Genomic DNA, 24,385 nt, shown 5'->3' with positions numbered 1-24,385 from the left:
GAGCCTAAGACAGTCCCCGCACGTCGGGGCGGTACGGTCGTCGCATGCCGAACACCTTCCGCATCGCCGCGGCCGCCCGGCTGCTCGGCGTCAGCGACGACACCGTGCGCCGCTGGATCGATCAGGGCGTGCTCCCGACGACGGGGACCACGCCCGTGGAGATCCCCGGCGCGGCCCTCGCCGAGCGCGCCGTGGCCCTCGCCGCCGAGCCCGCCGATCCCACCGACGTCGCCTCCAGTGCCCGCAACCGCTTCGTCGGGATCGTCACGCGGGTCCGCGTCGACGGGGTCATGGCGCAGGTCGACCTGCAGTGCGGGCCCCACCGGGTGGTGTCGCTGATGTCGGCCGAGGCGGCGGAGGAGCTCGCCCTCGAGCCGGGGGCGCTCGCCGTGGCATCCATGAAGGCGACCGTCGTCACGATCGAGAAGCCGCGGGAGCGGTGATCTGCGGCTTCTGCATCCGCTGATGCGGAATACTGGATGCCTCGGCCTCCCGTCCTTCGGAGCGCCGGGGAGAGGATCATCGTGCGCCACACCCTGCGTCTACCCGTCCTGCTCGCGGTGACCGCCGCGGTGCTCACGGCCTGCGCCGCCCCCGCTCCCTCGGAGGGCACGTCCGCCGGGAGTGGCGTCTCGGGAACCGTCGAGGTCTACGCCGCGGCCTCGCTGCAGCGCAGCTTCGACGAGATCGCGGCGGCGTTCGAAGAGGACAACCCCGACGTGCAGGTGACGGCCGTCTACGACGGCTCCAGCACCCTGGCCACGCAGATCGGCGAGGGCGCGCCCGCGGACGTGTTCGCCTCCGCCGACGAGAAGAACATGGCGAAGGTCGCCGACCGCGCGCCGGACGCGCAGGTGTTCGCCGGCAACACGCTGGTCATCGTCGTCCCGGCCGGCAACCCGGGGGCCGTCGACGACCTCGCCGACCTGGCCGGCGTGACCACCGTGCTGTGCGCGCCGGAGGTGCCCTGCGGCGCCGCGTCCGCGACCCTGCTGTCGAATGCCGGGGTCGCAGTGACGCCCGCGAGCGCGGAGCAGAACGTGACGGCGGTGCTCACCAAGGTGGCGGCGGGGGAGGCGGACGCCGGTCTCGTCTACGCCACCGACGTGGTGGGCCGCGACGACGTCGAGGCCATCGTGCCCGACGGGGCGGCCGACGTCGTCAACCGGTACCCGATCGCCGCGCTGACGGACGCCCGCAACCCGGAGGCGGCCGCCGCGTTCGTGGACTTCGTGCTGTCGGCCCGTGGGCAGGAGATCCTCTCCGCCGCGGGCTTCCGAGCGCCGTGACGGACGGACGCGGCGGGTACATCCCGCGCTCGCTCATCGTCCCGGCCGCGGTCGGGCTCGTGTTCCTCCTCGTCCCGCTGACCGCCCTCGTGGCCCGGGTCGAGTGGGCCACGCTGTGGCAGGACGTCACCTCCGAGACATCCCGGGCCGCCCTCGCGCTCTCGCTCGGCACCGGCGCGGTCGCCACCGCCGTCTGCGCGCTCGTCGGGGTGCCGCTGGCGATCGTCATCGCGCGCAGCACGCCCCGGACCGCGGCGGTGCTGCGCGCCCTCGTGACCGTGCCGCTCGTCCTCCCTCCCATGGTGGGCGGGGTGGCGCTGCTCTACCTCTTCGGCCGCTCCGGATGGTTCGGGGCGCTGGGGCTGCCGTTCACGACCCCCGCCGTCGTCCTGGCGCAGGTGTTCGTCGCCCTGCCGTTCCTCGTGCTCGCCGTCGAAGGATCGCTGCGCAGCACCGGCGTCGGCTACGAGCGTACGGCCGCGGCCCTCGGGGCGAGCCGCCTGACGATCCTGCGCCGGATCACCCTGCCGCTGGCCGCCCCGGGCATCGTCGCCGGCATCGTGCTGTGCTTCGCGCGGGCGATCGGCGAGTTCGGGGCGACGGCCCTGTTCGCCGGCAACCGTCCGGGGGTGACGCAGACCATGCCCCTCGCCATCTACACCGCGTTCAACGGGGCGGGCGTCTCGCAGGGCACCGCGGTAGCGCTGTCGCTGCTCCTGCTCGTGACCGCCGTGGCCGTGCTGCTGCTCGTCCGCGGCTGGCGTCCGGGGGCGGCCCGGTGAGCGGGGAGCGCGCCGCGGGCAGGGGCGGGAGGGATGCCGCCGCGCTGCGCGCGCGCCTCCGCGTCCGCCGTCGCGACTTCGACGTCGACGTCGCGTTCGAGGTGGCCCCCGGGGAGACCCTCGCGGTGATGGGCCGCAGCGGTGCGGGCAAGTCGACGATCCTCCAGGTCCTGGCCGGGCTGGTGAGCCTGAAGGAGGGCGAGATCACCGTGGACGGGAAGGTCATCGACCGCTCCTCGGGACCGCGGGTGCGCACACCGCCGATGTCGCGGGGCATCGTCCTCCTGGGACAGGACGCCCGCCTCTTCCCGCACCTGTCGGCGCGGGAGAACGTCGCGTTCGGTCCGCGGGGCTCGGGGGTCGCGGCATCCCTCGCCCGGTCCGCCGCGGACGACTGGCTGGCCCGCGTCGGACTGCCCGACGCCGGCGACCGCCGTCCGTCGGAGCTCTCCGGGGGCGAGAGGCAGCGTGTCGCCGTCGCCCGCGCGCTCGCCGCCGAGCCGCGGGTCGTGCTGCTGGACGAGCCGCTCGTCGCCCTCGACCCGGTGACGGCCTCGGAGATCCGGACGATGCTCGGCGAGCGGCTCGCCGGGGTGACGACGGTGGCGGTCACGCACGACGCGGTCGATGCGGCCGCGCTCGCGGACCGGCTCATGATCATCGAGCAGGGACGGGTGACGCAGTCCGGTCCGGTGCGCGAGGTGCTCGCGGCCCCCGCGACCGATGTCGCCGCCCGCATCGCCGGGCTCGAGCGTCTCGTCGGGATCGCCTCGGACGGAGGCTGGCTCGGCGGCGAGGCGCGACTGCGGACGACGGATGCCGCCTCCCTGGCGCTCGCGCGGACCGACGGCGTGCCGCTGGCGGCGGTGTTCCGGGCGGCGGACGTCCGCCTGACGCTGCCGGGTGCCCGGCTCGCCGCCACGGCCGACAACGTGTGGCGCGCGACCGTGACCCACCTGGTGCCGACGCCGACGGGGGTGCGGGCCTTGACCGACACCGGCGCCGCCGAGATCGCGGCCGCGCAGGCTGCGACCCTTGCGCCCGGCACGGAGGTCGTCCTGCGTCTCGCGCCGGATCTCGTGCGGTTCGTCCCCGTCGCCTGAGACTCCGAGGGGGGTTCAGGCGAGGCGGCCGGCCTCCAGCCGCACCTCGCGGTCGATGAGGCCCGCGGGCACGTCGACGTGCGACACGAGCACCACCGCCTGCTCCCGCGAGACCGCGCCGAGCAGGTCGCGCAGCAGGGCGTCGGACGCGGCGGCATCCACTCCCGCCGTCGGCTCGTCGAGCACGAGCACGGGGAAGCCGCGCAGCACGGCCCGCGCAAGGGCGAGGCGCTGCGCCTGCCCGCCGGAGACGAGCGCGCCGCGGTCGCCCACCCGGGAGTCGAGCCCCCCGCGCTCGGCGACCCAGGCGTCCAGTCCGACCCGGGACAGCACCGCGGTCAGGTCGGCGTCGTCGACGTCCTCGCGGGCGAAGAGGAGGTTCTGACGGATCGTCTCGTCGAAGAGGAACGGCGTCTGCTCGACGAGGCCGACTGTGCGGCGCAGATCGTCGCCGGACAGGTCCCGCGCCTCCACGCCGCCGACCGTGTACGAGCCGCGGTAGTCCAGGAAGCGGACCAGCACGTGGGCGAGCGTCGTCTTGCCCGCGCCGCTCGGACCGGTCACCAGCACCCGCTCGCCCGGGCCGACCCGCAGGGACACGTCCACGATGCGCCCCGTGTCGTCGGCGTCGCCGGCGCCGCGCGCGGGCCAGTGCGCCCGGACGTCGCGCAGCTCCAGCCCCGCCCCCAGCGGGGCAGCCTCGCCGGTGGGGGCGGACTCGTCGCGGGGGAGCCCCTCCGGCACGTCCTCCGGGACGGCGGCGGCGATCCGCTCGGCCGACGCGCGGACCTGGCGCCAGGATGCCAGCGCGAGCGGTACCGGTCCGAACACCTCGAACACGGCCATCGGCAGCAGCACGACGACCGCCAGTCCGGGCCCCGTGAGCGTCCCGCCGGTCACGCCCGGCGCGGCGACGAGGAGCGCCAGGAGCGACGCCGCCCCCGCGAGGACCGACACCCCGCCGGCGGTGAGGCCCTGCGCGGTGCCGCGTCGGACGAGTGCCCGGCGGAGCGCGGCGTCGGCGTCGGCCACGCGGGCGCGGGCGGCGTCCAGCGCGTCGTAGGCGGTGAGCACGTCGAGGCCCGTCAGCAGGTCGTGCATGGCGTCCGCGACGGCGGCCCGCAGCGGCGCCACGGCACGTTCCGCCCGGGCTCCCGCCGCCCAGCCGAGCGCGACGGCCACGGCGAAGGCCGCGGCGAGGCAGCCGAGCAGCACCAGGGCCGCCGGGACGGACACGAACGCGGTGAACACGACGGCGCCCAGGGCGGTGACGGCCGCGGTCACGAGCGGCAGCACGACGCGCAGCGGCAGGTTCTGCAGCTCCTCGACGTCGTCGACGACGCTCGACAGCAGTCCGCCCCGCCGGGAGCGGGCGAGGCCGTCCGGGGCGACGGGCACGAGGGTGCGCACGAGGTCGGCGCGCACCCCCGCGAGCTGGTGCAGGGCCGCATCGTGCGAGGTCAGTCGTTCGAGGTAGCGGAAGACCCCGCGCGACAGGGCGAACGCCCGGACGCCCACGACCGCCATCGACAGGTAGATGACCAGCGGCTGCTCCGCCGCGCGCGCGATGAGCCACGCGCTCGCCGCGAGGAGTGCGACGGCGCTCGCGGCCGTGCCGAAGCCGGACAGGACGGCGGGGGCGAACCGGCGACGGGAGGGCAGGGCGGACCTCAGGATGCCGCGGACCCGCGCGTTCACGGGACCACCTCCACCACGCGGTCGGCGACGGCGCGGGCGCTGCGGCGGTGGGACACCAGCAGGACGGCGGCGCCGGCGTCGGCCTCGCGCCGCAGGGTCGCCCACAGGTGCGCTTCAGTGGCGGCATCCAGGGCGCTGGAGGGCTCGTCGAGGAGGAGGACTCGCGCCGGGGTGGTGCGGGCGCGGTAGAGGGCGCGGGCGACGGCGACCCGCTGCGCCTGTCCGCCGGACAGTCCCGCGCCGCCGGCACCGAGTGGTGTCGCCGGGGGCACGTCGGCCGCTCCGGCGTCGGCCAGCGCCGAGCGCACGGCGGCGTCGTCGGGGGCGGCGGCGCCCAGGGCGACGTTGTCCGCGACCGTCCCGGTCACCAGGCCCGGACGCTGCCCCGCCCAGGCCACGCTCGTCCGCGCGTGCGCGACCGGCGTCCCGTCCAGGCGGATCTCGCCGTCGTAGGCGGCGTAGCCGAGCACCGCGGCGAGCAGGCTGGACTTGCCCGCGCCGCTCGGCCCGCTCAACAGGACGACCTCTCCCGGCCCGACCGTCAGCGACACCGGCCGCAGAGGGTGCGCCCCGCGCTGCACGCGGACGTCGTGCAGCGAGAGCGTCCGGCCGGTCGTCGGGGCCGCGGCATCCGGGGCCGTCGTGGCGCGCGCCGCGTCGAGCGCGTCGAAGATCTCGTCGGTGGCCGCGACGCCCTCGCTCGCCGCGTGGAACTGCACCCCGACCTGACGCAGCGGGAGGTAGGCCTCGGGGGCGAGCAGCAGCACGAACAGCCCCACGAGGAGGTCGAGGTCGCCCGACAGCAGCCGGAAGCCGATCGTCACGGCGATGATGGCGACCGAGATGGATGCCAGGAACTCGAGGGCGAAGCCGGAGAGGAACGACACCCGCAGCACGGTCATCGTCTCGCGCTTGTAGTCCCGCGTGACGGTCTCGATCGCGTCGGCCGCGCGGTGCTGCCGGCCGAACGCCTTCAGCGTGCCGAGCCCCTCGACCGTGTCGGAGAACCGCGCGGCGAGCCGCCCGAGCGTCCGGTACTGCCGCTGCTGCACCGCGCGGGTGGCCAGGCCGATCAGCACCATGAAGATCGGGATGAGAGGGATGGTCAGCACCACCGTCAGGCCCGACAGGGGATCGGCGAGGGCGATCGCGCCGATGAGGATCGGCATCGTGATCGCCGTGGCCACGAGCTGCGGGAGGTAACGCCCGAAATAGGCGTCTAGGGCGTCCAGCCCGTGCCCGGCGGTCACGGAGAGCGACGCGGCGTTCCGGCCGCTCAGCCACCGCGGCCCCAGGACGGCGACCGCCTCGGTCAGGCGGGCGCGCAGCTGCAGCGACGCGGCGGCAGCCCCTCGGGCCGCGACGCGCTCGGACGCGACGATGAGCAGGCCGCGCACCAGGACCAGGGATGCCGCCATCCCGATGTATCCGCCCAGCTCCGCCGGCGGTCGTCCGTCAATCGCGCCGACCAGGGCGGCAGTCAGGGCCCAGGCCACGCCGACGACGACACCGGTCTGGGCCAGGACGATGGCGGCGGTCGTCGCGAGGAACCCGCGCGCCGCCGTGGCGTACCGCACGAGACGAGGATCGACGGGACGCATCCGCTCGCGGGGCGGTGCGTCGGCGGCATCCACCTCCGCACCCGCGCCCGTCACGCCGTCGATCCTCTCAGACGCCCCGCCCCTCAGTGGGCGACGAGCGCGGCCTTCTCGATGCGCGCGCGGGTGACGCGCTTGCGGAAGACCCAGTAGGTCCACGCCTGATAGCCGAGGATGAGCGGCAGGAAGACGAGCGCCGCCCAGCTCATGATCGTCAGGGTGTAGTCCGAGCTGGAGGCGTTGTCGATCGTGAGGCCCGACCCGGGGGCGAGGGTGGAGGGCATGACGTTCGGGAACAGCGCGAAGAACAGCGTCGCGACCGCGGCGACGATCGTGATCGCGCCGAGCGTGAAGGCCGTCCCCTCGCGGTCGCGCAGGTTGGCCAGGACCGACCCGATCAGGGCGAGGGCGGCGAGCCCGGCCGCGCCGGCGACGGCCGGCAGCAGGGGCGCCTCGGCGCCCGCGGCGCGCGCCACGGTCCAGAGCAGGAATCCCGCGGCGACGAGGACGGTGACGACGCCCGCCCGCTTGGCCAGGGCGCGGGCGGCGGTCCGCACCTCGCCGTCGGTCTTCAACGCGACGAAGTACACGCCGTGGACGAAGAACAGCAGGAGCGTCGTCAGGCCGCCCAGTAGCGCGTAGGGGTTCAGCAGGGTCAGCACCGTGCCGGCGTACTCGTGGTCGGCATCCAGGGGGACCCCCTGCACGATGTTCGCGAAGGCGACGCCCCAGAGGAAGGCGGGGAGTGCGGAGCCGGCGACGATCATGCGGTCGAACGTGCGCTTCCACCGGAGGGAGTCCCGCTGGTGCCGGTACTCGAACGAGACGCCGCGGGCGATGAGCGCGAGGAGGATCACCAGCAGCGGCAGGTAGAAGCCGCTGAACAGCGTCGCGTACCACTCGGGGAACGAGGCGAACAGGGCCGCGCCCGCGACGATAACCCACGTCTCGTTGAGGTCCCAGACGGGGCCGATGGTGTTGATGACCTGGCGGCGCGCGATGTCGTCCTTGCCGAGGAAGGGCAGCGACATGCCGACGCCGAAGTCGAAGCCGTCGAGCACGAAGTAGCCGACGAACAGGAACGCGACGATCCAGAACCAGAGCTGAGCGAGATCCATGGCGTCCTCCTAGTAGACCGTCGTCGGGGTGTTCTCGATGGAGTCCGGCTCGCGCGCGGCATCCGGGTCCGGGAGCGGGTCGGGGCCCTTCTGGGCCATCTTCTTGATGAGGCCGAACTCGACGATCGCGAGCGTGAGGTAGACGAGGGTGAAGGCGACAAGCGAGAGCAGGACGGTCCAGCCCGGGACGCTCGGCGAGACGCCGTCCTCGGTGAGCATGAGTCCGAAGACGATCCACGGCTGACGGCCCATCTCGGTGAACACCCACCCGACGAGGCTCGCCATCATCGGCAGCGGGGCGGCCCAGATCGCGACGCGCCACATCCACGGGGCGACCGGGCGGGTCGCCTTCTTGCGCGTCACCCACAGGCCGACGACGCAGACGAGGGCGGCGAGGCCGCCGAGGGCGATCATCCAGCGGAAGGCCCAGTAGGTGACCCACAGCACCGGGGCGAAGTTGCCGTCCACCTGATCGGCGAACTGCGGGAACATCTCCTGCGCGTACATCGTGTTGAGGTCGTTGATGCCCTCGACGCAGCCGTCGAGGGAGTGCGTCGACAGGATGCTGAGGAGGAAGGGCACGCGGATCGAGAACAGCTCGCTCGTGCCGTCGGGCGTGCCGAGGGTGAAGATCGAGAACGAGGCGTCCTGACCGCACACCGTGTTGAAGGTCGCCTCGGCGGCCGCCATCTTCATCGGCTGGGTCGCCACCATGACGAGGCTGAGCTGGTCGCCGGCGAGGGCGACGAGCACGAACGACACGACCGTCGACCACAGGCCGAAGCGCAGCGTCTTGCGCATGAGCTCGACGTTCTGGTTGCGGGCGAGGTGCCATGCCGAGACGGCGACGACCACCATGGCGGCGAACATCCAGCCCGCGAAGATCGTGTGGGGGAAGGCGGCGAGGGCGACGGGGTTGGTCAGCATGGCCCAGAAGTCGACGAGCTGGGCGCGCGATCCGTCCGCCGACATCTCGTAGCCGACCGGGTTCTGCATGAAGGCGTTCGCCGCGAGGATGAAGTACGCGGAGAACGTCGCGCCCAGGGCGGCGATCCAGATGCTCGCGAGGTGGGCGAGGCGGGGGAGCTTGTCCCAGCCGAAGATCCACAGCCCGATGAACGTCGCCTCGAGGAAGAACGCCATCAGGCCCTCGAAGGCCAGTGGGGCGCCGAACACGTCGCCGACGAAGCGGGAGTACGACGACCAGTTCATGCCGAACTGGAACTCCTGCACGATGCCGGTGACGACGCCCATCGCGAAGTTGATGAGGAAGATCTTCCCGAAGAATCGCGTCAGGTGGAGCCAGCGCACGTCGCCGGTGCGGTACCAGACCGTCTGGAACACGGCGACGATGAGCGACATCCCCAGCGTGAGGGGCACGAAGAGGAAGTGGTACAGGGTGGTCAGTCCGAACTGCCACCGTGCCAGGAGAAGAGGGTCCAGCCACTCCACGTGTCGTCTCCGTTCGCCCGTCCGTTGTGTGGTCAGACCACATGCTACGCCGGGCCCGGAGACGCTCGGCGAGGGCTTTCTCGGCGTCGAGACAACCCCCGGGGCGCGTCGCGGGGGACGCGGGGGAGAGGAACCATATACTCGGTGAGTCTTTTCCCGACCGGACCGGAGGCCGCATGACGGTGCGCCAGAGCCTGCTCGCGATCCTCGAGCTCGCGCCCTGCTACGGGTCGCAGCTGCGCGCCGAGTACACGCGGCGCACCGGAAGCGCGGTGAACGTGGGGCAGGTGTACACCACCCTCGAGCGACTCGAGCGCGACGGGCTGGCCGAGGGGCGCGGGATCGACGACGAGGGCCATGTGCTGTGGGGCCTCACCCCCGCCGGCTCCACCGTCGTGCGCGACTGGCTCGCGACGCCCTCGCTGCCCGAGGGGCGCGATGAGACGGCCCTGAAGATCGCGCTGGCCGTCACCCTCCCCGGTGCCGACGTGGGCGGCATTCTGTCCGCGCAACGGGCGGCGGTCGAGGCGGAGCTCGCCCGGGTCGCCGAGGAGGCGGAGGGGGATGCCGCGACGGTGGCGATCGTGCGGGCGGCGCGGCGTGCCCGGCTCGAGGCCGATCTGCGGTGGCTGGCGGAGGTCGGCGAGCTCGCGGCCGGCGCGGAGCCGTTCGGGGTCTCGGACGAGCGTCCCCGGCGGGGCCGTCCGGTGCGCGCTACCGCCTGACCCCCCGGCCGTCAAGCCCGGAGCGGTGCGCACGTTTCCCGCGCATCCTGAGGTCACCCCCTGACGCAAGGAGTCCTCACATGGTCATGGAAGCCCCGCTCAGTCGTCAGGGTTCGAAGGTCTCGCGCACGGCCGCCGCGTCGGCGCCGATCGGCCCGGCCATCACGGAGATCCCCTGGACGCGCGTCGATCTGGACCTCTACGAGGTGGCCAGCGGGGGCTACATCGTCGGGTACGTCGAGGTCGTCGGCTCGATCTTCGTCGCCCTCGGGGGTCCGCGCTACGACCGTGCGGTCGAGGTCGCGCAGCACCTCACGTTCCACGCGGCCGTGGACGCCGTCCTGCGCTGGCGCGTCTGATCCCGCGTCGGAGGTCTCAGGCGAGGGTGTAGCCGGCCTCGTCGATCGCGGCCGCCACGGCACGGTCGTCCACCGGTCCGGACGTCGTCACGCGCACGGCCGAGGTCGCACCGGCGCGGAGGTCGACAGAGACGGCGGTGACGTTCTCGACCGCGGACAGCTCGGCGGTGACCGCGCGGACGCAGTGGTCGCACGTCATCCCCTCGACGCGGAGCTCACGGGTTGTCTCGGTCATGGGGTTCTCCTCGGGGGTTCAGGAACGGACAAGACGGGCGATGGCCTGGTTGGCCTCGCGCAGCTTCTCCTCGGCGACCGGTCCGCCCTGGGCGGCCGCCTCGGCGACGCAGTGCGACAGGTGGTCGTCGAGCAGGGACAGGGCGACGGTCTCCAGCGCCTTGGTCGCCGCCGAGACCTGCGTCAGCACGTCGATGCAGTACTGGTCCTCCTCGATCATGCGCGCGATCCCGCGCACCTGACCTTCGGCGCGGCGCAGCCGCTTGAGCAGCTCGTCCTTGCGTCCCTCGTACCCGTGCATGGCATCCATGATACCCCCGGAGGGTATACGACGGCTCAGTGGGCGCCCCTTGTCAACCCCCTCCGCCGCAGCCGGTCCCCGGCGCATTCTCGAAGCACCAGGAGGACGACATGCTGCACAGTCGCACCGGTGGTGGTCGGAGATGACCGCCGACCCCACCCCCACCGGACCCAACCGTCCCGTGCGCATCGCGCACCTGCCGCCGCTGCGGCCCCGCCGCCGTCGGCCGCCCGTCGCGGACGCGCCCGCACCGGCAGTCGAGCGCCCGGCCTCCGACGCCGCGCCCCGACGCGAGGCCGGCGCCGCCTAATCCCCGGGAGGAGAGAATCGTCTTGTGACGCGTTCTCTCGCCGCTCTCCCGGGTGCCGCCCGCCGCCTGTGCCTCAGCCGGCGACGTGGTGAGATCTGCACCCGCGAGAAGGACCACCGCGGCCTGCACCACCGCCGCGGCGGATCGCTCATGTGGAGCGACGTCCAGGCGGACCCGCCGCTGTGCCCCGGCTCCGGTTCCCCGGCGGAGCCGGCTGCGCGACTGGAGGACGGGTTCCCGGACGGCCGCGCCCTCTGCCCGGTGTGCTGGGCGTTCGCCCCGCTGACCGACGACGGACGGCTGGCGGAGCACGACTCCTGGCGCGGCGACGCAACGCGCGCCGACGCGGACCGCCGACGCGCGTGGTTCAACGCCCACGGGTGGTGATTCACGCGCCCCGCAGGGCGACCACCGGTTCGATGCGCGCGGCTCGACGGCTCGGGATGCCGCCCGCCCCCAGCCCCACGAGGGCGCCCAGCAGTGCGCCGCCCACGGCGACCAGCGGGTCGAGCACCGGTGTCCAGCCCTGCGCGATCGACAGCGCCACCACGGCGAAGACGCCGACCGAGGACCCGATGAGACCGCCCAGCAGGCCGATCACCACCGACTCGACGACGAACTGGCCGCCGATCTGCCGACGGGTGGCGCCGAGGGCCCGGCGGAGGCCGATCTCGCCCACCCGTTCCATGACCGACAGCATCGTGACGTTGGCGATGCCGAGGCCGCCGGCGAGCAGGACGATCAGTCCCAGGACGAAGAAGACCACGCCGAGGTCGGACTGCACGCTGCTGCTGAGGTCGCTGCGACCCGCGGGGGCGCCCACCTCGATCGACCCCGGATCGTCGGGGGCGATGGCCAGGGGGACCTGCGCGCGCAGCTGCGGTCCGGCGCCGACCGCGATCCTGGCGCGCACGTCGCCCGGGGCGCTCAGGGCGAAGTCCGCGCGAGCGGTGCCGGTGGGGACGACGACGCCGTCCAGCAGCTCTCCCGACCGTTCGACCTCGTCGAAGACGCCCACCACGGCGTAGCTGATGCCGTCGATGAAGATCGACGGCTGCGTGTCGATCCGCGTGACGCCGAGCGACTCGGCGGCGTGGGCTCCGAGCAGCGCGACGCGGTCGTGCCGGGCGTCGTGGCCCTCGTCGAAGGAGCGCCCCGTGAGGAGGTGCCCGCCGACCGTCTGCAGCAGCTCCCCGGACGCGGCGTAGAGCGGCGGCGGCACGGTGACCGGGGCGGACGGGTCCATGACCGACACGGCGGTGATCGTGCCCTTGTCCCGGTCGACGCGCGTCAGCAGGCTCGCTGCCTCGACGCCCGCGAGGCGTTCGAGACGGTCGGCCGCGTCCCACGGCAGCTTCGTCGTGGCCACCGACCTGCCGCCGCCGGTCGCCGCGGTGGCGGGCTTGACGACGATCTGCGTGGCCGCGACCGCGTCGAACTGACGGGCGATCTGGCCCGACGCAGTCTGGGAGAACCCGGCCGTGGCCACGAGCGCGCCGATGCCGAGGACGGTGCCGGCGAGGGTCATGAGCAGACGCCCCGGCCGGGCGCCGATGTCGGCGGTGGCCTCGGCGAGGAGGTCGCCGACGCCGAACCGGTCGGCGCGGGGAACGGGCGCGATGCTCATGTCAGCTCCTGCATGCGGCCGTCGGCGATGCGGATGGTCCGGCGGGCCCGGTCGGCGACGTGCTGATCGTGCGTGATGACGACGAGTGTGAGGCCGTCGGCGTTCAGCTCCTCGAAGAGGGTCATGATCTCCCCGGTGGTGTGCTGGTCGAGGTTGCCGGTCGGCTCGTCCGCGAGGAGGACGCGGGGGCGGGTCACCACGGCGCGGGCCACGGCGACGCGCTGCCGCTCTCCTCCGGAGAGCACGCCGGGGCGGAAGTCCACACGGTGCGACAGCCCGACCCTGTGCAAGGCCTCCCTCGCCCGCGGCTCGCGTTCGGCGCGCGGAGCACCGCTGTAGAGCATCGGCAGCGAGACGTTCTCGAGGACGGTGCGACGGGGCATGAGGTGGAACGACTGGAACACGAAGCCGAGCTTGCGCGCCCGGACGGCGGCGCGCTCGTCCTCCGTCAGTGCACCGGTGTCCTCGCCGGCCAGGACGTATGCGCCCACGGTCGGGCGGTCGAGCAGGCCGAGGATGTTGAGCATGGTCGACTTGCCCGATCCGCTGGGGCCGACGATCGACACGTAGTCGCCTTCGTTCACCCGCAGGTTCACCCCTCGCAGGGCCTGCACCTCGGGCGGTCCCGGGAAGGAGCGCGTGACCTCGTGCAGCTCGATGACCGCGGCGGCGGCGGTCATCGTCCGACCACCACGAGGTCGCCGCGCGATAGGCCGCCGTCGACCGGCCGGACCTCCACCGCGCCCGCCGCGGCAAGTCCGGTCTCCACGACGACGAGGTGCGTCCTCGTCTCGGGGGAGCGCGGGTCGCCCTCCACGACCTCGACGCGGCTCTCGCCGCCGGGTCCCGCCGACAGGGCGGCGACCGGAACGTGCAGCACGTCGCCCTCGGTCGTGCCGACCGAGACGCTCACCCGCACGTTCTTCCCCTGCAGCTGCGCCAGCTGCTCCGGTCGCAGCGGCTCCGGCGTCAGGGTGACCGTCCAGCGGTCGCTCGCCGTCTTGCCCGGCGTCAGGGCCGCGACGGTGGCGGGGTGAGAGGTGCCGTCGGGAAGGTCGAACGCCGCGGCGGCGCCGACGCGCAGGAGCTTGGCGTCCGCATCGCCAGCGGCTCCGTTCAGCGCCACCGTCGCGCCCGAGACGGTCATCGCCGTGCCCTTGAGCTCCGCCCCGCGGCGAGCCTCCACGGCGTCGACGCGGCGGGGCAGCTGCGTCAGGTACAGCAGCTCCCCGGCGGGAAGGACGGGCAGCGCGCCCTGTTGAGCGCGGGTGAGCTCGTCCCGCGCGTCGCGGAGCTGGCTCTGGGCGGCATCGACGGCCGCGCGCGCCGCCGCCGTGTCGGGGTGGGCATCCAGCTGTTGGCGGCGCAGCTGCGCGAGGCCCAGGGCGTCCTCGAGGTCCGCGATGCGTCCCGCATCTTGCGGCGACTCCGCGCGCGCGGCGTCCACGGCGCGGCGCGCGCTGGCCACGGCGTTGTCGGCCTCGCGGATGTCCACGGCGCCCGTTCCGGCGCCGGCCTTGGCGAGATCGCCCTGCGCCGTCGCGACGGCCTGCTCCGCGGCGCGGACCCCCGCCTGGGCACTGCGCAGCGACGAGACCGAGTCCGCGTCGGTGGCGGGGGCGGGGTACCCGACCTGCGTGTAGAGCGCGGCGACCGACTGCGCGGCCTGCTCGTCGAAGCGGGGGTCGGCGGGGTCGCCGGCGTCGAGGCCGATGGTGCGCATCGCCTGCTTGAACTGCGCGACGTCGGGACCGGAGACCCCGTACCGCAGCGTCCGGTACGAGGGCAGGTCTCCCGGGAGCACGATCACCGGGCGCCCTGCGACCTCCAGGGCGACGGCCAGCGGGCCGAGCTCGGCGCCGACGGCCGGCACCTGGCCGGTGACGACCGCGGCGCCCTGCAGCCCCGAAGTGTCCACCTGCACCTGGACGGGGTCGGCGTACCCCACCTCGGCGCGGAGCGTGACGTCGTTGCTGAGGGGGCCGGACTCGACCGGCACCGTCACGAAGCCCGCGGGCGGGGCAGCGGCGCTCGCGGCGGCGTCGGCCGGCGAGACGACGAACCGCCCGACGACGAGACCGGCGACGAGGGATGCCACGGCGACGGCCGTGGTGATCCACAACGCCCGGTTGCGTCCGACGATCCCGCGCCACCCGGCCACCCGCTCCCGGACGGAGCGCCGGGGCGGCGGCTCCGCCGTCTCCCCGGGGCCGTCCGCCAGGCCGAGGTCCTGCAGGGCGGCATCCTCCTCCATCCGGTCGTTCACGAGCGTGCCTGCGACTGCTCGGCCGCCGCCTTCGCCGCGTCGAGCTCCGCCTTGTGATCGGCGACGAACTGCTCCTCGGCGGTCCAGCGCACCTTCTCAGCACGGGCGTCGTAATCGGTCTTCTGCCGGCAGTCCAGGTCCGCGAGGGCCATCTCGACCTCGGTCTTCTTCATGGCATCCATCTCGGGGGTGCGCGCGGTCGAGGAGCTCTTCTCGGAGCCCTTGTCCTTCTTGGCCAGGTCGCTGACCTGCGTGAAGATCCGGTCCTGCGCATCGCGGGGCGACGGGATGCCCGAGCGGCCCGCCTCCGCCATGCAGGCCGACCACTCCGCGTCGAGCTGGGCCTGGCCGGGCCAGCGCGCCTGCTGCTCCTCGAACTGGTTCATGGCGTCGAGCAGCGGGGCGAACTGGTCCGTCGAGAGCGGGTCGGAGGACGCCTCCTCGGTCGCCTGGCCCCAGCAGCCGCCGGCTTCGGCGAGGCGCTCGTCCGACATCGTGCCGTCCGCGCCCGACGCCGAGCCGTACAGCGCCGTCTCCCAGGCGGCGCGCTCCGACGACGACAGCGTCTCGAGGTATGCCGCGTTGGGATCCGTTTTCTCGGTGGCGGAGCCGGAGTCGCCGGGGTAGTCCACGGCGCCGTAGCCCCACTGGGCGACCCAGTCACGGTCGTTCGGCTTCCATTCGGCGTCGCCGCCCGCCAGGTCGCGGGAGGAACGGGTCTGCGGCCGGTAGGTGAAGCCCTGCCGGGCCATGCAGGACGCGATGCGTCCCTCGATCTCCGCCTGTTCGGCATCGTCGGTCGCCTTCCGTTCGTCGGGGCTGCCGTTGAGGCCGTACATGGCGTCGAGGTACGCGCCCAGCGGGGAGGTCGCGGGGGCGGACCCGTCCGACGGGGACGCGGGTGCGGCGGACGTGCAGCCGGCCAGGAGCAGGAGGGCGGCGGTGGACGCGGTGAGCGCGAGAGCGGTGCGGGTGATGTGCATGAGGTCTCCTTCAGGTGCCACGGGACCACATCACCGTCGCAACCGGGAGCGGCCCCGGTCGTCGGCCGGGTGGGTGAAGCACATCGGCCCGCCGATCGAGATGCCCGTGCGGGAGATCCGTCGAGCGACGTAACCTGGCACTTCACCCGTAGCGGTCGGAGGAGGTGGGCGGTGGTGCAGGTCCGCGTGGTCGGTGTCGCCCTCGACCCGTCCCAGCAGCACGTCATCCTGCTCAAGCCCGTGCACGACGAGCCCGGGGAGGGGCGTGTGCTGCCGGTGTGGATCGGTGCGCAGGAGGCCATGTCGATCCTCGTCGCCGTCGAGGGCACGGAGGTGCCGCGGCCGCTCGCCCACGACCTCATGACGGCCCTGCTGCGCGAGGTGGGGACGACGGTCGAACGGGTGGACGTGACGCGCATCGCCCAGGGCACGTTCTACGCCGAGATCACGATCGCCACACCGGGCGGCATCCGGGTCCTCGATTCCCGGCCCTCGGATGCCATCGCCCTCGCGTCGCGCGTGAAGGCGGACATCTTCGTGGCCGACGACGTCATGGCGGAGGCCGGCGTGCCCGACGAGGCCGTGCAGGTCGAGGAGGGCGACGACGAGGAGCGGGTGGAGGAGTTCCGGCGGTTCCTCGACGACGTGGATCCGGAGGACTTCGAGAGGTGACGCGCCACCCCCTCCGCGGGATCCGGCGGCGCTCCTAGACTCGCCTGCGGGACGGGAGACGCCCGCCCCGAGCGACGAACGGGGTACGGATGCAGATCGCCATGGTCGGACTCGGACGGATGGGCGCCAACATCGTCCGCAGACTCATGAAGGACGGGCACGACTGCGTCGTGTACGACGTCAACAGCGACGCGGTGGCGGGGCTCGTCGCGGAGGGGGCGACCGGTGCGGACAGCATCGCCGACCTCGCCGCGAAGCTGGAGAAGCCGCGTGCCGTGTGGCTCATGATCCCTGCGGGGCTGACCGGATCCGTGGTCGACCAGGTCGCGGAGGTGCTCGAGGCCGGCGACATCATCATCGACGGCGGCAACTCGAACTACCGCGACGACGTTCGGCGCGCGGCGGCGCTGAACGACAGCGGCATCCATTACGTCGACGTCGGGACGAGCGGCGGGGTGTTCGGCCTCGAGCGCGGGTACTGCCTGATGGTCGGCGGTCACGACGAGGCCGTCTCGCACCTGGAGCCGGTGCTGCGCACCATCGCCCCCGGTCCGGGCGGGGTCGAGCGCACGCCCGGCCGCACCGGCGAGATCACGCCCGAGGAGAGCGGATACCTGCACTGCGGCCCGTCCGGTGCCGGTCACTTCGTGAAGATGGTGCACAACGGCATCGAGTACGGGATCATGGCCGCGCTCGCCGAGGGGCTGAACATCCTGCACAACGCCGATGCCGGCCTGCGGCAGGGCGAGCACTCGGCCGAGGTCGCCCCGCTCGAGGAGCCGGAGTTCTACCAGTTCGACATCGACACGGCCAAGGTGTCGGAGCTGTGGCGCCGGGGCTCGGTCATCTCGTCCTGGCTGCTGGACCTGACCGCCGCGGCGCTGGCGCAGAACCCGACCCTCGACGGGCTGGCCGGACGCGTGTCCGACTCGGGCGAGGGCCGGTGGACGGTGAAGGCGGCGGTCGACACGGGCGTCCCGGCGCCGGTGCTGGCGGCATCCCTGTTCGAGCGGTTCGCCTCCCGCGGCGAGGACCACTTCGCCAACCAGGTGCTCTCGGCGATGCGCCTGCAGTTCGGCGGGCACCAGGAGCTCCCGGCCGGCGACGTGCTCGAGGCGGGGTCGAAGAAGGCCGAGAGCGGCGGCGAGCGCTGATCCCGGCCCGCTGACGCCGCCTGTCGGGGACGGGCGGCGTCAGCGGTCGAGGCTGATCAGGCAGACGTGGCGGCCCGCGTCGTCGGACCAGACGTCCGTCGCGGGCTCGGCGCAGAAGTCCTGCTCCGCCGTGAGGAGGTCGATGCGGTCCGGCTGATACAGGACCCACGGTCCGACGGTGCCGTTGACGATCTGCCCGATCCCGGTGGGCAGGTCGCCGACGGTGCCGAGCGCCTCGCGGAGGGGGGCGCTCGCCTCCTCGGTGTAGAACGACTCCCCCTGGTAGTCGCGGCAGTTCGCGGTGCCGCCGGTGCCGACGGGGTAGCCGGTGCCGAGGCAGTAGCCGCCGTCGGGCAGCTCGGGGAAGGCGCCGTTCTGCTCGCGGTAGGTCTCGAACGTCGTCTTCCACGCCAGGAGCTGCCCGGTCGCGGCGGCGTCGTCGTCCTCGATGGACGGGGGGCCGAGGAGCGTCGCGCCCAGGAAGACGAGGGCGCCGGCGGTGACGAGACCGCCGAGGACGAGGACGAGGCGGGCGCCGCGGGAAAGACCGGCGGGCGCGGGGGAGTCGGGCGAGTCGGGGGAGTCGGGAAGAGACATGGTTCGCTTTCGTCGACGGGCGTGGGCCACGTCAGCCTGACCTGCCGCCCGAGGACCGCCCGGCCGCGGGCACGCCATCGCGCTGTGCGGCGAGGAGGAATTCACCCGCCGTTTGGCCCGGTCGGCCGGCGTGGTTCGCTGACGGGGCGGCGCCGGGAGAGACTGGAGGGATGAGCGAGACCGCCGCCTCCCGTACCGACCGTTACGTCGTCGCGACCGACGGTGCCTGCAAGGGCAACCCGGGTCCGGCGGGGTGGGCGTGGGTGGGCGAGGACGGGCACTGGGCGGCCGGGTCGATCCCCGAGGGCACGAACAACATCGGCGAGCTGCTCGGGCTGCTCTACGCGATCACCGACCACTCCGACGTGCGGGAGCTCGTGGTGCAGGCCGACTCGAAGTACGCGATCGACACGTACTCCTCGTGGATGGACGGCCACCGCCGCCGCGGCTGGGTGACCAGTGCGAAGAAGCCTGTGGCCAATCGCGGGATCCTCGAGGCGCTGATCGCCGCGCGGGATGCGCGTCGCGCGGCGGGGCTCCCGGACGTCGTGCTCGAGCACGTGCGCGGGCACAGCGGGCACGTGCTGAACTCCTGGGCCGACGAGCGGGCCGTGCGCGCGTCGCAGCACGCCGCGAAGGGCGAGGAGCTCATCTGGACGTCGCTGCGCGGCCTCGACCCGCTCGACGTCGCGGTCGCGCCGCCGCGGTCCGCGGGGGACCGCGTCAGGCGGTAGATCGCCGGGGTCGGCCCGGTGGCATCCCTTCCGTTCCCGATCAGAACGGGGGCGGATCGGGGTCGGGGACGAAGGCGACGGTCGTCTCAGGCCGGTCGGTGACCGTCCGTCCCAGCGGGCTCGTCCAGAGGAGGCTGCCGTCGGGTCTCTGCTCCGCCGTCCAGGGTGTCTCGGTCTTCAGGGTGTGGTGGCGGAGGCAGAGGTGCGCGAGGTTGCCGAGCGAGGTGCGGCCGCCCTTCGCGTGATCGTGATTGTGGTCCACCTGGCAGCGGTGCGCGGGCTGGCGGCATCCCGGGAACCGGCACCGCACGTCGCGGGCCGCCAGCCGTCGACGGAGCGCGGGGGTGGGGCGGTAGCGGTCGACCTCAAGCACCGTGGCGGTGACGGGGTGGGTGAGCACGCGGTCCCAATCGGGAGCCCCGGCCATCAGGCAGCGGGCGGTGGCGGCGTCGATGGGGCTCTGCCCGTCCGCGAGGGCGCCGCGCTCGTCGAGTCCGGCCGCCGTCCGCACCGGGACGGTGACGGCGACGTGCGCGCGGATCGCGCCCAGTCCGCCGGGGAGCAGCTCGCCGGTGAGGTCGACGGCCGGCTGGCCCGCGAGGACGAGGTCGCAAAGCAGGTCGGCGCGCGTCTGGTCGAGGGTGCGGGTGTCGGTGACCGCTGTGTCGGGGGAGGCCGCGGCATCCCGCGCGACGTCGCGCACCGCCCGGGCCTGCCGGGTGAGCCGGTCGAACATCGCCCGGATCTTGACGGCGCCGTCGATGACGCCGAGGCGGGCCATGCCGTCGACCTCGTCCTCGTCCAGACGCGGCGGGCCTGCTCCGCCGTGGCGAACCGCTCCTCGATCGTGTCGGGACGCAGTTCCTCGACGAGCGCGCGGGCGTAGGCGCGCGTGCGCGCCACGGTGTCGACCGTCGCACGTTCGACGACACGCGTCTCGAAGACGGCGCGCACCTCGGGGTCGTCCAGGACGCCGCCGATCTCGCTGATCACATGGGCGTGACCTGCGCTGATGAGACCCTCGTCGAGAGCGCGCAGCGTGCGGGGGAAGCCGTCGACGAGGCTCAGCGCCTCCTGCAGCCGCCGTTGCACGGTGCGGTCGCCCCATCGCAGCGCGACGGCGATCTCGGCCGCGATCGAGCGCACCGCCATCTCGCGCTCCTGGACTGTCCGGGGCCGATGCCGCGACCTGTCGAGGGCGACCCGCATCGCGGCCGCGAAGTGCAGCGTCTTCTCCGCCTCGAGGGTGGCGATGGCCGCCTCCGCAGCGACGAGACCGGCGATGGCGTCGGTCAGGACGGCATCCTCACGGTCGTCGAGCAGCGGTCGATCTGGCATGTGCACATGCTGCCATGAACCCCCGACATCGCGGGGGCGCTGTCCACAGGTGGAGGAGAGGACGCTGCCCATAAGCCGTCGGGAGACGGGCGTCCCCCCGGCGGACGCGAGCGCATCACCCGACAAGGGTCCATCGCACGATCGGATCGGTGCCGTACCGGACGCGCAGAAGGAGCATCAGCGCGGCACCCGAGAGCACGCCGTCCGCGATGCCGGCGGGAAGCATGAACACCATGAGCACCAGCGTCACGCACCCGATGACGAGGGACAACGCGTAGCCCGACATCCTGTTCCGGAGCAGACCGATGGCCGCGACGACGCGCAACGTCGCGAACACCCCGCTGAGGGCCATCATCAACGGGAGGTTCTCGTCGAAGTCGGGCACGACGAACGAGAAGCCGCGACTCGTGACGGTCGGGTCGCCTCCTGTGACGAGGGTGACGAGCAGGCCGAGGAGGGGCGCGCCCTCCATCACCGCGGGTGAGGTCCACGGCACCCCCCGGACGTCGCTACGGGACGGGCGTCCCCTGGTGCCACACGCACCGCGGATCCGGGTCGCACCGCCACAGCGCGGACCGCCGGCTCGAGCGGTCCCCGGCCCGGAGCAGATAGGTCAGCAGGACCAGGTCCGGCGCGACGACCCGCCCCTCGCGTTCGTCGAGACGGGCATCGGACGGGCCCGGCTCCGCGGCGGCGAGGGAGGCGATGATCTCGTCGCGTGTCCAGCGGCGACCGGACTGTCCGACCTCCGCGAAATCCGCGGCCAGCAGCGCCCCGACGGCGGCCGGGTCCCGGCGGACCTCCGGACGCAGAAGCCGTTCCTCCGCCGCCCACGCGCGCGCCACGACGTCCCGCGGGACGGTCCGTTCGACCGTGTGCCGCCGCTCGATCCCCGCGGTCGCGCGGCCCCACGCGCTGTCCGCCGCGCGCTGCTGATGCGCGTCGAAGAACACCTCGTCGACGAACCGCTCCGCGACATGCCACGTCCGCCCGTCCGCGTCGGGCTCGACCTCGAACCGGTCGCAGCCCGGCTCGGCGCGGGTCGCGGCGACGTGCGCGGGCAGGTGCGCGCGCACGGTCTGCGCCTGCTCCTCGTCGGCGCAGACGAGGAGCCCGGTGAGGACGACGGCGGGCCCGCGCACGTCCCGACGCAGGATCGACGAGGCGATGGATGCCATCGGCTCCCCGCCCGCCACCGGCCAACCGTCGCGGTAGTGGGCCTCTTGGACCCACCCGCAGCGGGCGAACGCGCGGCGCATGGCGACGTTGTCCTCGCGCGTCTGCCCCTCGAAGCGCCGCACGTGGGGGAAGACCTCGAACAGGTGAGCGGTCGCGGCCCGCAGGATCGGCGCCGCCAGACCGCGGCCACGGTACTCCTCGCCGAGCCGCAGGTCGGGCATGACGGTCGGGTCCGCGAGATCGTCCAGCCGTAGCGTGCCGATGCGGCCCCACGTCTCGTGCACGACCCAGAACGCCGCGGTGTCCGGCCCGCTCCACACCCCGGAGGCGATCGCCGCGGCGGCGGACGCGGCGTCCGGCCGGGGCACGCCGTGGAAGGGGAAGGAGTTCGCCGACAGGAACCCGATCAGGTCATCGCGGTCGGAGCCCGCGGCATCCATCGGCACGAGCCGGACGCTCCGGTCGTGCGTCTGCGGGGAGCGGGGCGACGAGGGGTCCACGACCCCAGCGTACGGAGCGCGAACGCAGAAGGACCCCGGATGCCGTGGCATCCAGGGTCCTGTCCGGGGACGACTCAGGCGTGGGCCAGGGTCGACCGCCAGCCGAGTGCCGGGGCGACGTGCTGCGCGAACGCCTCGACCAGACGCAGGTTGAACGCGACACCGAGCTGCGACGGGATTGTGAGGAGCAGCGTGTCGGCGCTCATCACCGCGGCGTCGTTCAGCAGCTGCTCGACGAGCACGTCGGGCTCCGCGGCGTAGGTCTTGCCGAAGGTCGAGCGCATGCCGTCGATGACGCCGATCTGGTCTGAGCCGGCCGAGCCGCCGAAGTAGGCGCGGTCCTCGTCCGTCGTGATCGGGAAGATGCTGCGGCTCACCGAGGTGAGGGGCTCGCCGGCGTGACCGGCCTGACGCCACGCGTCGCGGAACGCGTCGAGCTGCTGCGCCTGCAGGATGTCGAACGGCGTGCCGTCGGCCTCGGTGAGCAGCGTGGACGACATGAGGTTCACGCCCGTGCGGCCGGCCCACTCGGCGGTGGCGACGGTGCCGGCGCCCCACCAGATCCGCGAGCGCAGACCGGGGGAGTGCGGCTCGATGCGCTGCATCCCGGTGCCGCCGCCGAAGGGGCTCATCGGGTCGCGCTCGGCCAGGCCCTCGCCGTCGATGGCGCGCAGGAAGAGGTCGAAGTGGTCGCGGGCGATGTCGGCGCCGCGCGGGTCCTGCGACCCGGTGTAGCCGAACGCCTCGTAGCCGCGCACGACCGTCTCTGGTGACCCGCGGCTGACGCCGAGGGCGAGTCTGCCGCCGCTGATGAGGTCGACGGATGCCGCCTCCTCGGCGAGCATGAGCGGGTTCTCGTACCGCATGTCGATGACGCCGGTGCCGACCTCGATGCGCTGCGTCCGGGCGGCGATGGCCGCGAGCAGGGGCATGGGCGCCGCCTGCTGCCGGGCGAAGTGGTGGACGCGGAAGGAGATCCCGTTGACGCCGAGATCGTCCATGCCCTGCGCCAGGTCGATGGCCTGCAGCATCGACTCGCCCGCGGACAGGTGATGCCCGCCGCCGAGCGGCCCGTAATGACCGAACGAGAGTGTGCCGAAAGAACGCATGCCCGGTGCAACAGCGCGCGCCCACATCTATTCCCGGGAATGGAGCGAGACGGCCCCGGCTCGGCGCACATATGCGACCATCGAGGCATGGACGACGAGGTGCGCGACGAGCTCGCCCGTCTGCGCGCGCGGGCGTTCGGCCCCGACGCCGATATCACCGCCGATCCCGCGGCGGTCGCCCGCCTGAGCGAGCTCGAGGAGCAGGAGCGGCTGCGGAGGGCGACGGCCCCGGATGCCACCCCCTCCGGGCCCGCGGACGGGCTCCTCCCCGATGACGGCACGCCAGACGGCGCGGCCGCCGCGGAGACGCCCGCCGCCGGGATCGGGACCCCGGCGGACACGACCGGCACGGACTCCGCCGGCGCGACCACCACGGGCGCCGACCCCGCCGATCCCACCGACCCCGCCCCGCACCCCGCCCACGACGCGGACGCCGACCCGGACGAGGACGCGGAGGGGGCGGCATCCACGTCCCCCGGACGACGACGGCGTCGACGTCCGGCGGTGCGCTCCCAACGGACCCTCTGGCTGTGGGCCGGGACGATCGCGGCCGTGGCGGCCGTGACCAGCGCCGCGACGGCGGTCGGGACCACGTTCGCCCCGGTCTCCCGCTCGGCCGGTGTCGCGCAGGTCGACACCCTGCAGGTGGACCCGTCGTTCGTGCCGCCGCCGCTGTTCTGGCCGACGCCCGACGGCGTCACCGGGTACGACGACTTCTTCGGTCTGACCGCGGTGGTCGGCGCGCTGCGGGTCTACTCCGACGACGCCGAGAACCTGTGCCTCTACCTTGTGCCCTCGGAGGACATCGCCGACACCGACAGCTCGTATCGCGGGGGACAGGTCTACGGCGGATGCGGGGCGGGCGTGTTCGCCCCGACCGCGCAGCTCGTCGTCTCGGACGACGCGCCGGCCGAGCTGCAGGAGCGGTTCCCCGTCGGCACGAGCCTGCAGTTCGTGCTCGACGGGGAACGCATCGGGGTGTTCAGCGACGCCGAGTGAGGATCAGTCCTCGTCGGGGTCCAGCCGGTTGCGGATCGCCTTCAGGCCCTCGACGGCGAAGAAGATCGCCACGGCGAGGCCGAACGTCACCAGCCAGGTGAGCGGCGCCAGGGGCCGCGCGTCGAAGAGGCCGCCGATGAACGGCACGTACGTGTACGCCAGCTGCAGCACGAGCAGGGCGCCGACGGTGATCCACACGGCCGTGTTGCCGCGGAAGACGTCCGGCGTGAGGCTCGACCGATGCAGGAAGCGGCAGTT

The 24,385-nt window shown here is 73.5% G+C and carries 29 protein-coding genes and 1 pseudogene; 13 read left to right on the top strand and 17 right to left on the bottom strand.

Annotation, left to right across the window (positions count from 1 at the left end; all coding sequences use genetic code 11):
• The first annotated feature begins 44 nt into the window (after positions 1-44).
• The 4 genes from ACO03V_RS14005 to ACO03V_RS13990 all read left to right on the top strand — a co-directional run bounded on the left by ACO03V_RS14005 (position 45) and on the right by ACO03V_RS13990 (position 3,174).
• Positions 45-443 (top strand): TOBE domain-containing protein, encoded by a 399-nt coding sequence (locus ACO03V_RS14005; protein ID WP_367733583.1) that lies wholly within the window; start codon positions 45-47, stop codon positions 441-443.
• An 81-nt stretch (positions 444-524) separates the two neighbouring features.
• Positions 525-1,289, top strand: a complete 765-nt coding sequence (modA, locus tag ACO03V_RS14000) for a molybdate ABC transporter substrate-binding protein (protein ID WP_423138009.1) — start codon at positions 525-527, stop codon at positions 1,287-1,289.
• The gene (modB, locus tag ACO03V_RS13995; RefSeq protein WP_423138008.1) at positions 1,286-2,071 is read left to right on the top strand and encodes a molybdate ABC transporter permease subunit; all 786 of its coding nucleotides are present in this window, start codon (positions 1,286-1,288) and stop codon (positions 2,069-2,071) included. The genes modA and modB overlap by 4 nt, the downstream gene beginning before the upstream one ends.
• Positions 2,068-3,174: an ATP-binding cassette domain-containing protein gene (locus ACO03V_RS13990; protein ID WP_423138007.1), complete on the top strand. Its 1,107-nt coding sequence runs from the start codon at positions 2,068-2,070 to the stop codon at positions 3,172-3,174. Before modB ends, ACO03V_RS13990 begins: the two co-directional genes overlap by 4 nt.
• A 15-nt stretch (positions 3,175-3,189) precedes the next feature.
• Here the strand turns inward: ACO03V_RS13990 and cydC are convergent, their stop codons facing one another.
• The 4 genes from cydC to ACO03V_RS13970 form a co-directional block, all read right to left on the bottom strand.
• Complete coding sequence (gene cydC, locus ACO03V_RS13985; RefSeq protein WP_423138006.1) at positions 3,190-4,872, bottom strand: thiol reductant ABC exporter subunit CydC; 1,683 nt, start codon at positions 4,870-4,872, stop codon at positions 3,190-3,192.
• Positions 4,869-6,473 carry a thiol reductant ABC exporter subunit CydD gene (gene cydD / locus ACO03V_RS13980; RefSeq protein ID WP_423138166.1) on the bottom strand — a complete coding sequence of 535 codons (1,605 nt, stop codon included), beginning with the start codon at positions 6,471-6,473 and terminating at the stop codon, positions 4,869-4,871. The genes cydC and cydD overlap by 4 nt, the downstream gene beginning before the upstream one ends.
• Before the next feature lie 83 nt (positions 6,474-6,556).
• Entirely contained in the window at positions 6,557-7,588 is a 1,032-nt protein-coding gene (gene cydB / locus ACO03V_RS13975) for a cytochrome d ubiquinol oxidase subunit II (RefSeq protein WP_367733600.1), read from the bottom strand.
• A gap of 9 nt (positions 7,589-7,597) precedes the next feature.
• Entirely contained in the window at positions 7,598-9,040 is a 1,443-nt protein-coding gene (locus ACO03V_RS13970; protein WP_423138005.1) for a cytochrome ubiquinol oxidase subunit I, read from the bottom strand.
• A 176-nt stretch (positions 9,041-9,216) separates the two neighbouring features.
• Here ACO03V_RS13970 and ACO03V_RS13965 point away from each other — a divergent pair, with 176 nt between their 5' ends.
• Positions 9,217-9,765, top strand: a complete 549-nt coding sequence (locus ACO03V_RS13965; RefSeq protein WP_423138004.1) for a PadR family transcriptional regulator — start codon at positions 9,217-9,219, stop codon at positions 9,763-9,765.
• An 80-nt stretch (positions 9,766-9,845) separates the two neighbouring features.
• Positions 9,846-10,124: a hypothetical protein gene (locus tag ACO03V_RS13960; protein WP_423138003.1), complete on the top strand. Its 279-nt coding sequence runs from the start codon at positions 9,846-9,848 to the stop codon at positions 10,122-10,124.
• 16 nt (positions 10,125-10,140) lie between these two features.
• Here ACO03V_RS13960 and ACO03V_RS13955 read toward each other — a convergent pair whose 3' ends face one another.
• Entirely contained in the window at positions 10,141-10,359 is a 219-nt protein-coding gene (locus ACO03V_RS13955; protein WP_423138002.1) for a heavy-metal-associated domain-containing protein, read from the bottom strand.
• An 18-nt stretch (positions 10,360-10,377) separates the two neighbouring features.
• On the bottom strand, positions 10,378-10,659 hold the full coding sequence (locus tag ACO03V_RS13950) for a metal-sensitive transcriptional regulator (protein ID WP_367733605.1): 282 nt from the start codon (positions 10,657-10,659) through the stop codon (positions 10,378-10,380).
• Between the two features lie 142 nt (positions 10,660-10,801).
• On the opposite strand from ACO03V_RS13950, the gene ACO03V_RS13945 reads away from it, so the two are divergent.
• A complete protein-coding gene (locus ACO03V_RS13945; RefSeq protein WP_423138001.1) occupies positions 10,802-10,969 on the top strand; it encodes a hypothetical protein in 168 nt (55 codons plus the stop codon).
• A gap of 24 nt (positions 10,970-10,993) precedes the next feature.
• Positions 10,994-11,356 (top strand): hypothetical protein, encoded by a 363-nt coding sequence (locus ACO03V_RS13940; protein WP_367733607.1) that lies wholly within the window; start codon positions 10,994-10,996, stop codon positions 11,354-11,356.
• Position 11,357: 1 nt separating this feature from the next.
• Here ACO03V_RS13940 and ACO03V_RS13935 read toward each other — a convergent pair whose 3' ends face one another.
• From ACO03V_RS13935 to ACO03V_RS13920, 4 genes are read right to left on the bottom strand one after another with little or no spacing between them, the layout of a single operon-like run.
• Positions 11,358-12,596: an ABC transporter permease gene (locus ACO03V_RS13935; RefSeq protein WP_423138000.1), complete on the bottom strand. Its 1,239-nt coding sequence runs from the start codon at positions 12,594-12,596 to the stop codon at positions 11,358-11,360.
• The gene (locus ACO03V_RS13930) at positions 12,593-13,276 is read right to left on the bottom strand and encodes an ABC transporter ATP-binding protein (protein WP_423137999.1); all 684 of its coding nucleotides are present in this window, start codon (positions 13,274-13,276) and stop codon (positions 12,593-12,595) included. Before ACO03V_RS13930 ends, ACO03V_RS13935 begins: the two co-directional genes overlap by 4 nt.
• Positions 13,273-14,862 carry a hypothetical protein gene (locus ACO03V_RS13925; protein ID WP_423137998.1) on the bottom strand — a complete coding sequence of 530 codons (1,590 nt, stop codon included), beginning with the start codon at positions 14,860-14,862 and terminating at the stop codon, positions 13,273-13,275. Before ACO03V_RS13925 ends, ACO03V_RS13930 begins: the two co-directional genes overlap by 4 nt.
• Positions 14,859-15,845 carry a hypothetical protein gene (locus ACO03V_RS13920; RefSeq protein ID WP_423137997.1) on the bottom strand — a complete coding sequence of 329 codons (987 nt, stop codon included), beginning with the start codon at positions 15,843-15,845 and terminating at the stop codon, positions 14,859-14,861. The genes ACO03V_RS13925 and ACO03V_RS13920 overlap by 4 nt, the downstream gene beginning before the upstream one ends.
• A 171-nt stretch (positions 15,846-16,016) precedes the next feature.
• On the opposite strand from ACO03V_RS13920, the gene ACO03V_RS13915 reads away from it, so the two are divergent.
• Together ACO03V_RS13915 and gnd are read left to right on the top strand one after the other, a co-directional pair.
• The gene (locus ACO03V_RS13915) at positions 16,017-16,517 is read left to right on the top strand and encodes a bifunctional nuclease family protein (RefSeq protein ID WP_423137996.1); all 501 of its coding nucleotides are present in this window, start codon (positions 16,017-16,019) and stop codon (positions 16,515-16,517) included.
• Between the two features lie 89 nt (positions 16,518-16,606).
• Positions 16,607-17,671: a phosphogluconate dehydrogenase (NAD(+)-dependent, decarboxylating) gene (gene gnd, locus ACO03V_RS13910; protein WP_423137995.1), complete on the top strand. Its 1,065-nt coding sequence runs from the start codon at positions 16,607-16,609 to the stop codon at positions 17,669-17,671.
• A 39-nt stretch (positions 17,672-17,710) separates the two neighbouring features.
• Here the strand turns inward: gnd and ACO03V_RS13905 are convergent, their stop codons facing one another.
• Complete coding sequence (locus ACO03V_RS13905) at positions 17,711-18,268, bottom strand: hypothetical protein (protein ID WP_423137994.1); 558 nt, start codon at positions 18,266-18,268, stop codon at positions 17,711-17,713.
• A 170-nt stretch (positions 18,269-18,438) separates the two neighbouring features.
• Here ACO03V_RS13905 and ACO03V_RS13900 point away from each other — a divergent pair, with 170 nt between their 5' ends.
• A complete protein-coding gene (locus tag ACO03V_RS13900; protein ID WP_423137993.1) occupies positions 18,439-19,002 on the top strand; it encodes a ribonuclease H family protein in 564 nt (187 codons plus the stop codon).
• Between the two features lie 40 nt (positions 19,003-19,042).
• On the opposite strand, the gene ACO03V_RS13895 is transcribed toward ACO03V_RS13900, so the two are convergent.
• Positions 19,043-19,783, bottom strand: a complete 741-nt coding sequence (locus ACO03V_RS13895) for an HNH endonuclease signature motif containing protein (protein WP_423138169.1) — start codon at positions 19,781-19,783, stop codon at positions 19,043-19,045.
• 74 nt (positions 19,784-19,857) lie between these two features.
• Positions 19,858-20,115: pseudogene (locus tag ACO03V_RS13890) on the bottom strand (HNH endonuclease); the annotation flags it as partial.
• Here ACO03V_RS13890 and ACO03V_RS13885 point away from each other — a divergent pair.
• Positions 20,002-20,358 carry a hypothetical protein gene (locus tag ACO03V_RS13885; RefSeq protein WP_423138168.1) on the top strand — a complete coding sequence of 119 codons (357 nt, stop codon included), beginning with the start codon at positions 20,002-20,004 and terminating at the stop codon, positions 20,356-20,358. The pseudogene ACO03V_RS13890 and the gene ACO03V_RS13885 sit on opposite strands and share 114 nt — an antisense overlap.
• Positions 20,359-20,455: 97 nt before the next feature.
• Here ACO03V_RS13885 and ACO03V_RS13880 read toward each other — a convergent pair whose 3' ends face one another.
• From ACO03V_RS13880 to ACO03V_RS13870, 3 genes are all read right to left on the bottom strand, one after another.
• Complete coding sequence (locus ACO03V_RS13880) at positions 20,456-20,836, bottom strand: hypothetical protein (protein ID WP_423137992.1); 381 nt, start codon at positions 20,834-20,836, stop codon at positions 20,456-20,458.
• A 13-nt stretch (positions 20,837-20,849) separates the two neighbouring features.
• Entirely contained in the window at positions 20,850-22,019 is a 1,170-nt protein-coding gene (locus ACO03V_RS13875) for a GNAT family N-acetyltransferase (protein WP_423137991.1), read from the bottom strand.
• Between the two features lie 74 nt (positions 22,020-22,093).
• Positions 22,094-23,128, bottom strand: a complete 1,035-nt coding sequence (locus ACO03V_RS13870) for an LLM class flavin-dependent oxidoreductase (protein ID WP_423137990.1) — start codon at positions 23,126-23,128, stop codon at positions 22,094-22,096.
• A gap of 87 nt (positions 23,129-23,215) precedes the next feature.
• Between ACO03V_RS13870 and ACO03V_RS13865 the strand changes: the two genes are divergently transcribed.
• On the top strand, positions 23,216-24,127 hold the full coding sequence (locus ACO03V_RS13865) for a hypothetical protein (RefSeq protein ID WP_423137989.1): 912 nt from the start codon (positions 23,216-23,218) through the stop codon (positions 24,125-24,127).
• A 3-nt stretch (positions 24,128-24,130) separates the two neighbouring features.
• Here the strand turns inward: ACO03V_RS13865 and ACO03V_RS13860 are convergent.
• Positions 24,131-24,385: cation transporting ATPase C-terminal domain-containing protein (locus ACO03V_RS13860; protein WP_423137988.1), on the bottom strand; the 255-nt coding region annotated here is incomplete at its 5' end.

Origin of the sequence: Microbacterium sp. HMH0099, from assembly GCF_049384025.1 — a bacterium.
Classification (GTDB): Bacteria; Actinomycetota; Actinomycetes; order Actinomycetales; family Microbacteriaceae; genus Microbacterium.
The sequence above is the reverse complement of the archived record's forward strand: the minus strand, read 5'-3'. Positions and strand labels throughout refer to the sequence as shown.